This is a genomic window from Caldimonas hydrothermalis (assembly GCF_056746695.1).
Genome location: NZ_JBWQXA010000012.1, coordinates 62,168 through 75,802, shown reverse-complemented (window position 1 = coordinate 75,802; position 13,635 = coordinate 62,168). Strand labels below are relative to the sequence as shown.

11 protein-coding genes are annotated in these 13,635 nt (G+C 69.5%); 9 read left to right on the top strand and 2 right to left on the bottom strand.

Translation table 11 applies throughout. The annotated features are described in order from the left end of the window. Positions 1 to 128: 128 nt before the first annotated feature. The gene (gene malE / locus AC1ECW_RS14265; protein WP_409709299.1) at positions 129 to 1,316 is read left to right on the top strand and encodes a maltose/maltodextrin ABC transporter substrate-binding protein MalE; all 1,188 of its coding nucleotides are present in this window, start codon (positions 129 to 131) and stop codon (positions 1,314 to 1,316) included. Positions 1,317 to 1,320: 4 nt separating this feature from the next. Here malE and AC1ECW_RS14260 read toward each other — a convergent pair whose 3' ends face one another. After that, a complete protein-coding gene (locus AC1ECW_RS14260) occupies positions 1,321 to 3,108 on the bottom strand; it encodes a gamma-glutamyltransferase family protein (RefSeq protein ID WP_481202092.1) in 1,788 nt (595 codons plus the stop codon). Between the two features lie 8 nt (positions 3,109 to 3,116). Then, positions 3,117 to 3,875: a 3-hydroxyacyl-CoA dehydrogenase gene (locus tag AC1ECW_RS14255; RefSeq protein WP_409709540.1), complete on the bottom strand. Its 759-nt coding sequence runs from the start codon at positions 3,873 to 3,875 to the stop codon at positions 3,117 to 3,119. 197 nt (positions 3,876 to 4,072) lie between these two features. Between AC1ECW_RS14255 and AC1ECW_RS14250 the strand changes: the two genes are divergently transcribed. The 8 genes from AC1ECW_RS14250 (at position 4,073) to AC1ECW_RS14215 (ending at position 13,602) form a co-directional block, all read left to right on the top strand. Then, positions 4,073 to 6,424 (top strand): bifunctional salicylyl-CoA 5-hydroxylase/oxidoreductase, encoded by a 2,352-nt coding sequence (locus AC1ECW_RS14250; RefSeq protein ID WP_409709537.1) that lies wholly within the window; start codon positions 4,073 to 4,075, stop codon positions 6,422 to 6,424. 2 nt (positions 6,425 to 6,426) lie between these two features. Beyond that, positions 6,427 to 7,191 carry an SDR family NAD(P)-dependent oxidoreductase gene (locus AC1ECW_RS14245; RefSeq protein ID WP_481202091.1) on the top strand — a complete coding sequence of 255 codons (765 nt, stop codon included), beginning with the start codon at positions 6,427 to 6,429 and terminating at the stop codon, positions 7,189 to 7,191. Then, positions 7,188 to 7,742: a MarR family winged helix-turn-helix transcriptional regulator gene (locus tag AC1ECW_RS14240; RefSeq protein WP_409709530.1), complete on the top strand. Its 555-nt coding sequence runs from the start codon at positions 7,188 to 7,190 to the stop codon at positions 7,740 to 7,742. Before AC1ECW_RS14245 ends, AC1ECW_RS14240 begins: the two co-directional genes overlap by 4 nt. Further along, entirely contained in the window at positions 7,739 to 8,605 is an 867-nt protein-coding gene (locus AC1ECW_RS14235) for an enoyl-CoA hydratase family protein (protein ID WP_481202090.1), read from the top strand. Before AC1ECW_RS14240 ends, AC1ECW_RS14235 begins: the two co-directional genes overlap by 4 nt. A gap of 1 nt (position 8,606) precedes the next feature. Beyond that, positions 8,607 to 9,785, top strand: a complete 1,179-nt coding sequence (locus AC1ECW_RS14230; protein WP_409706856.1) for an acyl-CoA dehydrogenase family protein — start codon at positions 8,607 to 8,609, stop codon at positions 9,783 to 9,785. After that, on the top strand, positions 9,782 to 11,413 hold the full coding sequence (locus AC1ECW_RS14225; RefSeq protein WP_481202089.1) for an AMP-binding protein: 1,632 nt from the start codon (positions 9,782 to 9,784) through the stop codon (positions 11,411 to 11,413). The genes AC1ECW_RS14230 and AC1ECW_RS14225 overlap by 4 nt, the downstream gene beginning before the upstream one ends. Positions 11,414 to 11,484: 71 nt before the next feature. Then, on the top strand, positions 11,485 to 12,666 hold the full coding sequence (locus AC1ECW_RS14220) for an ABC transporter substrate-binding protein (protein ID WP_409706862.1): 1,182 nt from the start codon (positions 11,485 to 11,487) through the stop codon (positions 12,664 to 12,666). A 15-nt stretch (positions 12,667 to 12,681) separates the two neighbouring features. Then, positions 12,682 to 13,602, top strand: a complete 921-nt coding sequence (locus AC1ECW_RS14215) for a branched-chain amino acid ABC transporter permease (protein ID WP_409706865.1) — start codon at positions 12,682 to 12,684, stop codon at positions 13,600 to 13,602. The last annotated feature ends 33 nt before the right edge of the window (positions 13,603 to 13,635 follow it).

The following is a 13,635-nucleotide window of genomic DNA, read 5'->3' as shown; positions in this document are numbered from 1 at the left end:
GAGAACCCCGATTTTCAGAGATTTTTCCGCCCATAGACTGCGCCGCCTGGAACGCTGGATTCCGAGGAGGTGGCATGCGCAGAGATCGGAGAAATGTAGTCAAACTTCTACACCTGGGGGCCTGTGGTTTGGCAGGGCCGTGGCCGCTCCCGGCGCGTGCCCGCACCGCCGAGGACCCGCTCACGGTCTGGATCAATGCCGACAAGGGCCACGAGGGCTTGCGCCGCGTGGCGCAGGCCTATGCCCAGCGCACCGGGCGCAAGGTGGTGGTGCAGCATTTCGAGCAGGCCGTCGATCGTTTCGAGGCGGTGATGAAGGAGGGCGGTGCGGCCGGGCCGGACATCTGGATCTGGCCCCATGACCGCATTGGCGACTGGATCCAGCGCGGCTGGATCGCGCCGGTGCAGCCGGGCGAGAGCGTGCGCAGCGACATCGTGCAGGTGGCCTGGGACGGCTTCACCCAGGGCGGGAAGCTGTGGGGCTATCCCTTGTCGGTGGAGGCTGTGGCCCTGGTTTACAACAAGGCTTTGGTCGGCCAGCCGCCGTCGAGCTTCGAGGAGGTGCTGACCCTGCACGAGAAACTCAAGCCCAAGGGCATCCGGGCCCTGGGCTGGGAGACCGGCAGCCCGTATTTCACCTGGCCGCTGATGGCCGCCGGCGGGGCTTATGTGTTCCAGCGCCGCTTGGACGGCAGCTACGAGCCGCGCGACACGGGCATCAACCATCCCGGCGCGGTGCGGGCCGGGCAGTACCTGCAGCAACTGATGGCCGCCGGCGTGATCCCGCAGGGCGGCTTGAGCTACTCGGAGGCCGAGGCTGACATGCGCGACGGCCAGCAGGCGATGTGGATCACCGGCCCCTGGGCCTGGGAGGGGCTGGCTGCGGCCGGTATCGATTTCGGGGTGGCCCCGCTGCCCACGCTGGGCGGCAAGCCGGCCAGGCCCTTTGTCGGGGTGCTGGGGGCGATGGTGGTCGAGGGCACGCCGCATCGCGCGTGGGCGATCGACTTCATCGAGAACCATTTGCTGCGGCCCGAGAGCCTGCAGGCCATCAACGCCGACAAGCCCCTGGGGGTGCCGGCTTCGCGCCGCATGTTCTGGCGCCTGTATGCCGATGCCCGGGTGCGTGCCTCGATGGAGGCGATCTACGCGGGCCGGCCCATGCCCAGCAACAGCGAGATGACCTGGTTCTGGCAGCACCTGTCTGCCGCGCTGCGCGAGATCAACGCGGGTCGCGCACCGCGCGAGGCGCTGGATGCAGCGGCCGCGCAGATCCGCGCCCTGGCCGCGCAGGGGCGGCCGGTGGCGAGCCGTTGAGGATTCACTCGCCGCGCACCGCGCCTTCGCGGCGCGGATCGGCGCTGCCCAGCCAGCCGCGGGGGTGGCGCTGCAGGGCCTGGGCGCCGCTGGTCATGGGCGCCTCGCGCACCGTGTGCCCGCGCCGGCGCAGCGCCTCCAGCGTGCCGGGGGGAAAGCGTCCTTCCTCCAGCAGCAGCGGGCCGCCGGTGGTGCCGAAGTTCGGCAGGTCCAGGGCTTGTTGCGCATCCAGGCCCCAGGCCAGGGTGCCCAGCAGGGCCTTGGCGGTGTAATGGATGATCAGCGAACCGCCCGGCGAGCCGACGTTGAGCACGAGCTCGCCGCTGGTGCGGTCGAAGACCAGGGTGGGGCTCATCGACGAGCGGGGACGCTTGCCGGGTTCGACGCGGTTGGCTACGGGGCGGCCGTCGGCATCGGTGGGCACGAAGGCGAAGTCGGTGAGCTGGTTGTTGAGCAGGAAGCCGCCGGGCAAACCGGTGCCGCCGTCGACGAGGAGCCGGGCACCGAAGGCGTCCTCGATCGTCGTGGTCAGCGCCACGGCGCGGCCCTCGCGATCGATGGCCGACAGATGCGAGGTGCCGCGCTCGGGCGCCTCAGGCTGAGTCGCCCAGGCGCTGGGCTGACCGCCGGGGCGTCCGGGCAGGGCGCGCGGCATCGCGCGGGGGCCGATCAGCCGGGCGCGCTCGGCCAGATAGGCCGGTGAAATCAGGCTGGGCCAGTGGCCCGCCGGGGGCGCGACGAAATCGGGGTCGGCCACGTACTGGGCACGGTCGGCGAAGGCCAGCCGGGAGGCTTCGGCGTAGGCATGCAGGAAGTCGGGGCCGGGCAGCCCCGCCACCCGCGCCGGGCCGGGCGGGGCAGCGTGCTCGAGCAGGCCCAGGATCTGGGCGATGGCCAGGTGGCCGGACGAGGGCGGGGGGAAGCCGCACAGGCGCCAGCTGCGCCACGGGCTGCACAGCGCCTCGCGCCGTCGCGGCTGGTAGGCGGCAAGGTCGGCTTCGCTCAGGCGCCCGGGCCGGGTGGGGTGGCTGCGCACCTTGGCAACGATGCTGCGCGCGATCGGGCCGCGGTAGAAGGCGTCGGCCCCCTCGCGGGCCAGCGTGCGCAAGATGGCCGCCAAGGCCGGGTTGCGCAGCCGGTGGCCCACGGGATGGGGTTGACCGTCGGGACCGTAGAAATACGCGGCGGCGGCCGGGTCGCGCCGCAGGGATTCATCGGATCGCAGCAAGGCGTGCAGGCGAACGCCGACCGGAAAACCTTCGTCGGCCCACGCGATGGCGGGTTCGAAGAGCTGGGCCCAGGGCAGGCGGCCGTGCGCGCGGTGTGCGGCCTCCAACAAGCGCATCACGCCGGGCGTGCCCACCGACAGGCCGCCGACGACGGCCTCGCGAAAGGGCAAGGGGCGGCCCTGGGCATCGAGGAAAAGGCGTTCGTCGGCGGCCGCCGGCGCGGTCTCGCGGCCGTCCCAGGCGTCGAGCCGCCGGCCGTCCCAGTGCAGCAAGAAGGCGCCGCCGCCGATGCCGCTGGACTGGGGTTCGACGAGGGTGAGGACCAGTTGGGCCGCGATGGCGGCATCCACGGCCGTGCCGCCGGCGCGCAGCATGCGCCAGCCCGCCTCGGCGGCCAGCGGGTGCGCCGCGGCCACCGCCTGCTCGCGCACGAGCACGGCCGAGCGCTGGCTCAGGCCGGTGGCCGCCTCGGGCTGGTGGGGCCGGACGACGTCCGGTACGGGCGCCGCCGCGCAGCCCAGCAGCAGGGCCAGCCAGGCGGCAATGGCCGCGCGGCACCGCATCGCGGGGCTCAGCGCGGCGCCAGGCGGATGGCCCCGTCCAGGCGGATCACCTCGCCGTTGAGCATCTCGTTGGTGATGATCTGGTGCACGAGCTTGGCGTAGTCTTCGGGGGTGCCCAGGCGGCTGGGGAAGGGCACGCTGGCGGCCAGGGCGTCCTGCACCTCCTTGGGCATGCCGAACAGCATGGGCGTGCCGAAGATGCCCGGGGCAATGGTCATGTTGCGGATGCCGTTGCGCGCCAGGTCGCGGGCGATCGGCAGCGTCATGCCCACCACACCCCCCTTGGAGGCGGCGTAGGCTGCCTGGCCGATCTGGCCGTCATAGGCGGCCACCGAGGCGGTGGAGATCAGCACGCCGCGCTCGCCGGTGGGCTCGGGTTCGTTCTTGCACATGGCTTCGGCCGCCAGGCGGATCATGTTGAAGCTGCCGATCAGGTTGACTGTGATCGTCTTGGTGAACACCGCCAGCGGGTGTGCCCCGTCCTTGCCGACGGTCTTGACGGCCGGGGCAATGCCTGCGCAGTTGACCAGGCCCACCAGCTTGCCCAGCGAGACGGCCTGGGCGATCACCGCCTTGCCATCGTCCTCGCTGGCCACGTCGCATTTCACGAACACGCCGCCAATGTCCTGGGCCACGGCCTCGCCCTTGTCGGCTTGCAGATCGGCGATCACGACCTTGCCGCCCTCGCGCGACAGCATGCGCGCCGCTCCTTCGCCCAGGCCCGAGGCGCCGCCCGTGACGATGAAGACCTTGCCCTTGATGTCCATGAATGTGCTCCTTGTGCGGGTGAGGGGTGAAGTGACGTTGACGTAAACGTCAATTGTGACCCAAACCCAGGGACACCCGGAAGGGCCGCGGTGCCTCAGTGGAAACCCGGGTGGGGTTGGCCCCAGGAGTGAATTGCTTGACCTCCAAATACTTGAGTTCTAAATTAATTGCATCGCCAACCCCTGAGATCACGGGCATGAAGATCGTGTGCATCGGAGGCGGCCCGGCGGGCCTGTACTTCGCGTTGCTGATGAAGCGCGCCGACCCGTCCCATGACATCACGGTGGTCGAGCGCAACCGTCCCTACGACACCTTCGGCTGGGGCGTGGTGTTCTCGGACCAGACGCTGGGCAATCTGCAGCAGGCCGACCCCGAGACGGCCTCGCAGATCCTCGATGCCTTCAATCACTGGGACGACATCGACGTGCACATCCGCGGGCGCACGATCCGTTCCGGCGGTCACGGCTTTTGCGGGATCGGGCGCAAGCGCCTGCTCAACATCCTGCAGGCCCGCTGTGAGGCCCTGGGGGTGAAGCTGGTGTTCGAGACCGAGGTGGGCAGCGATGAGGACTTCCCCGATGCCGACCTGATCATCGCTAGCGACGGCCTGAACAGCCGCATCCGCAGCAAGTACGCGGCCACCTTCCAGCCCGACATCGACGTGCGTCGCTGCCGCTTCGTGTGGCTGGGCACGCACAAGCTTTTCGAGGCGTTCACCTTCGCGTTCGAGGAGACCGAGCACGGCTGGTTTCAGGCACATGCCTACCGCTACGACACCGACACCTCCACCTTCATCGTCGAGACGCCCGAGGAGGTCTGGCTCAAGGCGGGTCTGGACAAGATGGAGAAGGAGGAGTCCATCGCCTTTTGCGAGCGGCTCTTTGCGAAGTACCTCGACGGCCACAAGCTGATGTCCAACGCCGCCCACCTGCGCGGCTCGGCCCAGTGGATCAAGTTCCCGCGCGTGGTGTGCAAGACCTGGGTGCATCACAACGGCCGCGCCCCGGTGGTGCTGATGGGCGATGCGGCCCACACGGCCCACTTCTCGATCGGCTCGGGGACCAAGCTGGCGCTGGAGGACGCGATCGAGCTGACGCGCAGCATCCGGCGCCGCCCGGGCGACTTGGCCGCCGCCTTGCGCGACTACGAGGCGGTGCGCAGCGTCGAGGTGCTGCGCATCCAGAACGCCGCACGCAACTCCACCGAGTGGTTCGAGAACGTCTCGCGCTATGTGCACCTGCCCCCCGAGCAGTTCGCCTATTCGCTGCTGACGCGCAGCCAGCGCATCAGCCATGAGAACCTGCGCCTGCGCGACAAGGTCTATGTGGAACGCTTCGAGGACTGGCTGGCCGAGCGCGCCGGTGTGCGTCGCCAGGGTGTGCGTGCGCCGGTGCCGCCGATGTTCACGCCGTTCACGGTGCGCGGGGTGACGCTGAAGAACCGCGTCGTCGTCTCGCCGATGGCGCAGTACTCCGCCACCGACGGCGTGCCGGGCGACTATCACCTGGTGCACCTGGGGGCGCGGGCGATGGGCGGGGCCGCCCTGGTGTTTGCCGAGATGACCTGCGTCTCGCCCGACGCGCGCATCACCCCGGCCTGTCCCGGCCTGTGGAACGACGCCCAGCGCGAGGCCTGGAAGCGCATCGTCGATTACGTGCATACCCACACCGAGGCCAGGATCGGCATGCAGCTCGGCCACGCGGGTGCCAAGGGCTCCACGAACGCGCCCTGGCAGGACGAGGGGGCCGACCGGCCGCTGCGCTCGGGCAACTGGCCGCTCATCTCCGCCTCGGCGGTGCCCTATCTGGACGACGGGCCAGTGCCGCGTGCCATGACCCGCCAGGACATGGATCGCGTGCGCGAGGACTTCGTGGCAGCGGCCCGGCGTGCGGCGCAGGCCGGTTTCGACTGGCTGGAGCTGCACTGCGCCCACGGTTATCTGCTGTCGAGCTTCATCTCGCCGCTGACCAACAGGCGCACCGATGACTACGGCGGATCCCTCGCCAACCGGCTGCGCTACCCGCTGGAGGTGTTCACCGCGCTGCGCGAGGTGTGGCCACAGGATCGCCCGATGTCGGTGCGCATCTCCGCGCACGACTGGGTGGAGGGCGGCATCACACCGGACGACGCGGTGGCCATCGGCCGTGCCTTCAAGGCGGCCGGGGCCGACCTGATCGACTGTTCCTCGGGTCAGGTCAGCCCCCACCAGAAGCCGGTCTACGGCCGCATGTACCAGACACCTTTTGCCGACCGCGTGCGCAACGAGGCGGGCATCGCCACGATTGCGGTCGGGGCCATCACCGATGCCGACCAGGTCAACAGCATCATCGCCGCGGGCCGGGCCGATCTGTGCGCGATCGCGCGCCCGCACCTGGCCAACCCGTCGTGGACGCTGCTGGAGGCCGCCCGACTCGGTTATGGCGACGTGGACTGGCCGGTGCAGTACCTGTCGGCCAAGAGCCAGCTCGAGCGCAACCTCGAGCGCGAGAGGGCGATGTCGGGCAGCCTGGCCGCCGCCGAGCAGGCCAACCGGGCCCTCGGGGTCTGAGCATGGTCACCGCACGACATGCCGTGGTCACCGGTGCCGGTCGAGGCATCGGCGCGGCCATTGCGCGCCGCCTGGCCGCGCAAGGCCACCGCCTCACGCTGATGGGCCGCACGGCGCAAGCCTTGGAGGCCTTGTGCGCGCAACTGCCGGGCCACGGCCATGCCGTGGCGACCGTGGACGTGGCCGACGAAACATCGGTGGCCCGGGCCTTTGCCCGCTCGCGCGAGCTGTCGGGCCCGGTGGCGATTCTCGTCAACAACGCCGGCCAGGCCGAGAGCGCGCCGTTGGCGAAGACGGACATGGGGCTGTGGCAGCGCATGCTGGATGTCAACCTCACCGGCACCTACCTGTGCACCCGCGCTGCGCTGCCCGATCTGCTGGACGCCGGATGGGGGCGCATCGTCAACGTCGCCAGCACGGCCGGTCTGCGCGGCTACGCCTACGTCACCGCCTACACCGCGGCCAAGCACGGCGTAGTGGGCCTGACGCGCGCGCTGGCGCTGGAGCTGGCCCGCAAGGGCGTCACGGTCAATGCCGTGTGCCCGGGCTATACCGAGACCGACCTGCTGCGCCAAAGCATCGAGGGCATCGTCGCCAAGACCGGACGCAGCCCGGCCCAGGCGCGTGCCGAGCTGGCGGCCGGCAACCCCCAGGGCCGGCTGGTGCAGCCCGAGGAGGTGGCCGATGCCGTGGCCTGGTTGTGCGGCGAGGCCGCCTCGGCGGTGACGGGGCAGGCGATCTCGGTCAGCGGCGGGGAGGTCATGTGAAACGCGGCTCCAGACTCCGTCTCGTGCCCGGCCTGGACGAACACAGCATCGGCCTGGAGGCCCGCGCGGCCTCGGACGACCACATGGCGCTCAAGCTGTGGCTGCGCCTGCTGGCCTGCAGCACGCAGATCGAGACCGAGATCCGCAAACGCCTGCGCGCGCGTTTTGGCATCACGCTGTCGCGCTTCGACTACTTGGCGCAACTGCACCGGCATCCGGAAGGCCTGCGCATGAATGCCCTGTCACGCTACCTGATGGTGACCGGCGGCAGCATCACCGGCCTGACCGACGAGCTGGAAAAAGAGGGGCTCGTGGCGCGTGAGCCTGCGCCCGACGACCGGCGCGCCTTCCTGCTGCGACTCACCGCCGAAGGCCGCCGGGTCTTCGAGCGCATCGCCGCCGAACACGAGGCCTGGGTCATCGAGTTCTTCTCCGACCTGCGTGCGGCTGACCGCAAAGCCCTGTACGAACTGCTGGGCCAGTTGCGCGTGCACATGGCCGCACGTCAGGCCGAACCCCCGTCTTCATCCCCCTCCAGCGAGGTTGCATGAGCGCTCCTTCCACCCCCACCGGCCTGGACCCGGCCCTGGCCGCCGGCAACCGGCGTGAACTCTCGGGCTATGCTGCGCGCCACTTCCTGTGGCAGTGCGACAACGGCGTGGCCCACATCACCCTGAGCCGCCCGGAACGCAAGAACCCGCTCACCTTCGATTCCTATGCCGAGCTGCGCGACCTCTTCCGTGCCCTGCAGCATGCGGTGGACGTCAAGGCGGTGGTGCTCTCGGGTGCGGGGGGCAATTTCTGCTCGGGCGGCGACGTGCACGAGATCATCGGAGCGCTGGTGCAGCTCAAGGCCCCCGAGCTGTTGATGTTCACGCGCATGACCGGCGATGTCGTCAAGGCGATGCGGGCCTGTCCGCAGCCGATCGTCGCGGCGGTGGACGGGGTGTGTGCCGGCGCCGGGGCCATCCTGGCCATGGCCAGCGACCTGCGTCTGGGCACCGTTCGCACCAAAACGGCCTTCCTCTTCAACCGCGTGGGCCTGGCCGGCTGCGACATGGGGGCCTGCGCGATGTTGCCGCGCATCATCGGTCAGGGGCGTGCGAGCGAGCTGCTCTACACCGGCCGGTCCATGGGCGGCGAGGAGGGCTTGCAATGGGGCTTCTTCAACCGCCTGTGCGCGCCCGAGGCCGTGGTGGACGAGGCCTTGCAATGGGCCCGCGAGATCGCCGCCGGCCCGAGCTTTGCCAATGGCATCACCAAGACCATGCTGCACCAGGAGTGGAACATGGGGGTGGACCAGGCCATCGAGGCCGAGGCTCAGGCCCAGGCGATCTGCATGCTCACCGAGGACTTCCGCCGCGCCTACGAGGCCTTCGTGGCCAAGCAGCGTCCGGTGTTCCAGGGGAACTGAGATGGCCGATACCGCCTACCTGGACTGGCCCTTCTTCGAGCCGCATCACCGGGAGCTGGCAAGGGCGCTCGAGGCCTGGGCGCGCGAACACGTGCCACAGGCCCACGGTCACGACGTCGATGCGGCCTGTCGCGTCCTGGTGCGCTCGCTGGGGCAAGGCGGCTGGCTGCGCCATGCGGTGGCCGGCACCGCCCACGGCGGCGCGGGCGAAGCCATCGACACCCGCGCGATCTGCCTGATCCGCGAGACCCTGGCGCGTCATTCGGGTCTGGCCGACTTTGCGTTTGCGATGCAAGGCCTGGGCTCCGGGGCGATCAGCCTGGGCGGCAGCCCCGAGCAGCGCGCTGCCTGGCTGCCGCGTGTGGCACGCGGCGAGGCCATCGCGGCCTTTGCCTTGTCCGAACCCGAGGCCGGCTCGGATGTGGCGGCGATGGCCTGCGCCGCGCGGCAAGAGGGCGGCGACTACGTCCTCGACGGCGAGAAGACCTGGATCTCCAATGGCGGCATCGCCGACTTCTATGTGGTGTTCGCGCGCACGGGCGAGGCGCCCGCAGCGCGGGGAATCTCGGCCTTCATCGTCGAGGCCGGCACGCCGGGTTTCGAGATCGCCGAGCGCATCGATGTGATCGCGCCCCACCCATTGGCCCGGCTTCGATTCACCGGATGCCGGGTGCCGTCGGCCCACCGCATCGGCCCGGCCGGCGAGGGCTTCAAGCTGGCGATGCGCACGCTCGACGTCTTCCGCACCTCGGTGGCCGCGGCGGCGCTGGGCTTTGCCCGCCGCGCACTGGACGAGGCCTTGCAGCGCGCCACCACCCGCCGCCTGTTTGGCCAGCACCTGGCCGACTTCCAGCTCACCCAGGCCAAGCTGGCCCAGATGGCCGCCACGGTGGACAGTGCAGCCCTGCTCACCTACCGGGCGGCCTGGCAGCGCGACCAGGGCCGCAGCGTCACGCGCGAGGCGGCGATGGCCAAGATGTGCGCCACCGAGGGGGCGCAGAGCGTCATCGACGCGGCCGTGCAGATCTTCGGAGGGCTTGGCGTGGTCAGTGAGATGCCGGTCGAGCGCTTGTACCGGGAGATCCGTGCCCTGCGCATCTACGAGGGCGCCACCGAGGTGCAGCAGCTCATCATCGCCCGCGAACTGCTCAAGGACGTGAAGGAAAGGGGGCAGCCATGACGACGAGGACCTCGCATGTGGACACCTTCGCCCGCGACCACCTGCCGCCGCCGCAGTGGCAGCCCGAGTTTCTCTTTGAGCTGCCCGAACTGCATTTCCCGCAGCGGCTGAACTGCGCCACCGAACTGCTGGACCGCTGGGTGGCTCAAGGCCAGGGCGGGCGCTTGTGCCTGCAGGCCCCTGGCGGGTTACGCTGGACCTATGCCGATCTGCAGGAGCGGGCCAACCGCATCGCGCACGTGCTGGTGAAGGACATGGGCCTGGTGCCGGGCAACCGGGTGCTGCTGCGTGCGCCCAACAACCCGATGATGGCCGCCTGCTGGTTCGCGGTGATGAAGGCCGGCGGCATCGCCGTGGCCACCATGCCGCTGTTGCGCGCCAAGGAGCTCGGTCAGATCATCGACAAGGCCCAGGTCAGCCACGCGCTGTGCGACGCCTCACTGGCCGAGGAGCTGAAGCTGGCGGTGGCTCAGCATCCGGTGCTGCGCGAGATCCGCTACTTCCATGACGATTCGTCCCAGGGCCTGGAGGCCGCGATGGCGCGTCAATCGCCGTTCTTCGACAACGTCGACACCGCCGCGGACGACACCTGCCTGATCGCCTTCACCTCGGGCACCACCGGCGTGCCCAAGGGCACGATGCACTTCCACCGCGACGTGATGGCCATCTGTGCTTGCTGGCCGCGCCATGTGCTCAAGGCCCAGGCCGACGACATCTTCATCGGCAGCCCGCCCCTGGCCTTCACCTTCGGGCTGGGCGGTCTGCTGCTCTTCCCGATGAGCATCGGGGCTTCCACGGTGCTGCTGGAAAAGGCCGGCCCGCCGATGCTGCTGGAGGCGATCCCGCGTTTTCGCGCGACCGTGCTCTTTACGGCGCCCACCTCCTACCGCGCGATGGCGGCGCAGGCTGGCGAGCTGCGCATCGGTGCCCCCCGCGGCGGCAGCCTGCGCAAATGCGTCTCGGCTGGGGAGGCCCTGCCGGCGGCCACCCGGGCGCTGTGGAAGGAACACACCGGCATCGAGATGATCGACGGCATCGGCGCCACCGAGATGCTGCACATCTTCATCTCGGCCGACGAGGCGCATGCCCGCCCCGGGGCCACCGGCACCGTGGTGCCCGGCTACCGTGCCTGCGTGCTCGACGACGAAGGCCGCCCGGTGCCTGCCGGCACCGTGGGCCGTCTGGCGGTCAAGGGCCCCACGGGTTGCCGCTACCTGGCCGACGAGCGCCAGCGCCAGTACGTTCAGCAGGGCTGGAACCTCACCGGCGATGCCTACATCGTCGATGAGGACGGCTATTTCCACTACCAGTCGCGCACCGACGACCTGATCGTCTCGGCCGGCTACAACATCGCCGCCGTCGAGGTGGAGGACTGCCTGCTGCAGCATCCGGCCGTGGCCGAATGCGGCGTGATCGGCGTACCCGACGAGCAGCGCGGCCAGATCGTCAAGGCCTTCGTGGTGCTGCGCGAGGGCCATGCGCCGGATGAGGCGATGGTGCGCGAACTGCAGGACTTTGCCAAGCGCACCGTGGCCCCTTACAAGTATCCGCGTGCAATCGAGTTCCGTACCCAGTTGCCGCGGACCGAGACGGGCAAGCTGCAACGCTTCAAGCTGCGCTCGGTATGAACCCGCTCACCCTGGACGGCCCGGCTCGGGCATGCTCGGCGGCCTGATCCCTCAACCAAGGAGAACGTTCCATGCGCCTGATTCCCCGAACCCTGGTGTGCGCTGCGCTGACGGCTTGCGCGCTGGCCAACCCCGCCTTGGCGGCCGACAAGGTGAAGATCGGTTTTCTCAGCACCTTGTCCGGGCCGGGCGCGGGCCTGGGCATCGACATCCGCGACGGGTTCAACCTCGCGCTCAAGCACACCGGCGGCAAGCTGGGCGGGCTGCCGGCCGAGGTGATCGTCGCTGACGACCAGCAAAGCCCCGACGCGGCCAAGCAAACCACCGAGCGCCTGCTCAAGCGCGACCGCGTGGACTTCATGACCGGCGTGGTGTTCTCCAACGTGATGCTGGCCGTGGGTCAGCCCATCTTCGACAACCAGACCTTCTACATCAGCGCCAACGCCGGCCCTTCGCAGTATGCCGGCGAGCAGTGCAATCCCTACTTCTTCAACGTGGCCTGGCAGAACGACAACCTGCACGAGGCCGTGGGCAAGACGGTGGCCGACAAGGGCTTCAAGCGTGTGGCCTTGCTGGCACCCAACTATCCGGCCGGCAAGGACGCTCTGACGGGTTTCAAGCGCTTCTACCAGGGCGGCGAGGTGGTCTCTGAGATCTACACCCGTCTGGGCCAGCTCGACTACGCGGCCGAACTGGCGCAGGTGCGCGCCGCCCGGCCGGATGCGATGTACATCTTCCTGCCCGGCGGCATGGGCATCAACTTCATCAAGCAGTACGTGGCTTCGGGCATGTCCAAGGACACCACCCTGTTCGGCCCGGGTTTCTCGGCCGACGAGGACGTGATCCGCGCGGTGGGCGAGCCCATGCTCGGCATGTTCAACACCTCGCAGTGGGCCCACGACCTGGACAACCCGCAGAACAAGCGCTTCGTGGCCGACTTCCAGAAGGAGTACGGCCGCCTGCCTTCGCTCTATGCCTCGCAGGGCTACGACGCGGCCATGCTCATCGATGCCGCCGTGCGTGACGTGAAGGGCCGAATCGAGGACAAGGCCGCGCTGCGCAAGGCTCTGCAGGCGGCCAACTTCAAGTCGGTGCGCGGTGCCTTCAAGTTCAACACTAACCAGTACCCCATCCAGGACTACTACCTGCGCATCGTGCACAAGGACTCCCAGGGCCGCATCACCAACCGCACCCTGGGCACGGTGTTCAAGAACCACGCCGACGCCTACGTGGGCGCCTGCAAGATGAAGTAAAGCGAAGGCGCGACCGTGACCCTGACGCTCATCCTCGAGCAGGCCCTCAACGGCTTGCAGTTCGGACTCATGCTCTTCCTGCTGGCGGCCGGGCTGACCCTGGTCTTCGGCATCATGGACATGATCAACCTGGCCCATGGCTCGCTCTACATGGTGGGGGCCTACCTCACCGCGGCCGTGGCCCAGGCGTCGGGGTCCTTTGCCGCGGGGCTGGCCGCGGGCATTGTCGGCACGGCGATCTTCGGCATGGCCCTGGAGTTCAGCATCCTGCGGCGCCTGTACCAGCGCGACCACCTCTCCCAGGTGCTGGGCACCTTCGCGATCCTGCTCATGTGCAACGAGGCCGTGCGCATGATCTGGGGGCCCCAGCCCATCCTGCTGAACCCGCCGGCGGCGCTGGCCGGTCCGGTCGAGCTGTGGGACGGCTTCTACTACCCGGCCTACCGCCTGCTCATCATCGGCGTGGGGCTGGCCGTCGCCCTGGGCCTGTTCCTGCTCATCACCCGCACGCGGGTGGGCATGCAGGTGCGTGCCGGCGCCTCCAACCGCGAGATGGCGCTGGCCATGGGCTCGGACGTGCGCAAGCTCTTCACGGCGGTCTTCGGGGTCGGCGCGGCGCTGTGCGCGGTGGCCGGGGGGCTGCTGGGGCCGCTGGTGGCCGTGCAGGTGGGCATGGGCGAGAACATCCTCATCCTGGCCTTCGTGGTCATCGTGATCGGCGGCATCGGCTCGGTGCGCGGCGCGCTGATGGGCTCGCTGCTCGTGGGCGTGGTCGACACCGTGGGCCGCACCTTTGTGCCTGTGGCCCTGGGCGGTCTGCTGGGGCCGGCTGTGGCCTCCGGCGTGGGCCCGGCGCTGGCCTCCATCCTGATCTACGTCCTGATGGCCGTGGTGCTGTTCTGGAAGCCCGAAGGGCTGTTCCCGGCGCGAGGCTGAAGACACCATGAGCGAACCGATGCAAGGCACCAC

Bases quoted from the DNA above. Each gene is read 5' to 3' on its own strand.
- AC1ECW_RS14260 (WP_481202092.1), bottom strand. From the start codon at position 3,108: ATGCGGTGCCGCGCGGCCATTGCCGCCTGGCTGGCCCTGCTGCTGGGC.
- AC1ECW_RS14255 (WP_409709540.1), bottom strand. From the start codon at position 3,875: ATGGACATCAAGGGCAAGGTCTTCATCGTCACGGGCGGCGCCTCGGGC.
- AC1ECW_RS14250 (WP_409709537.1), top strand. From the start codon at position 4,073: ATGAAGATCGTGTGCATCGGAGGCGGCCCGGCGGGCCTGTACTTCGCG.
- AC1ECW_RS14245 (WP_481202091.1), top strand. From the start codon at position 6,427: ATGGTCACCGCACGACATGCCGTGGTCACCGGTGCCGGTCGAGGCATC.
- AC1ECW_RS14235 (WP_481202090.1), top strand. From the start codon at position 7,739: ATGAGCGCTCCTTCCACCCCCACCGGCCTGGACCCGGCCCTGGCCGCC.
- AC1ECW_RS14230 (WP_409706856.1), top strand. From the start codon at position 8,607: ATGGCCGATACCGCCTACCTGGACTGGCCCTTCTTCGAGCCGCATCAC.
- AC1ECW_RS14225 (WP_481202089.1), top strand. From the start codon at position 9,782: ATGACGACGAGGACCTCGCATGTGGACACCTTCGCCCGCGACCACCTG.
- AC1ECW_RS14220 (WP_409706862.1), top strand. From the start codon at position 11,485: ATGCGCCTGATTCCCCGAACCCTGGTGTGCGCTGCGCTGACGGCTTGC.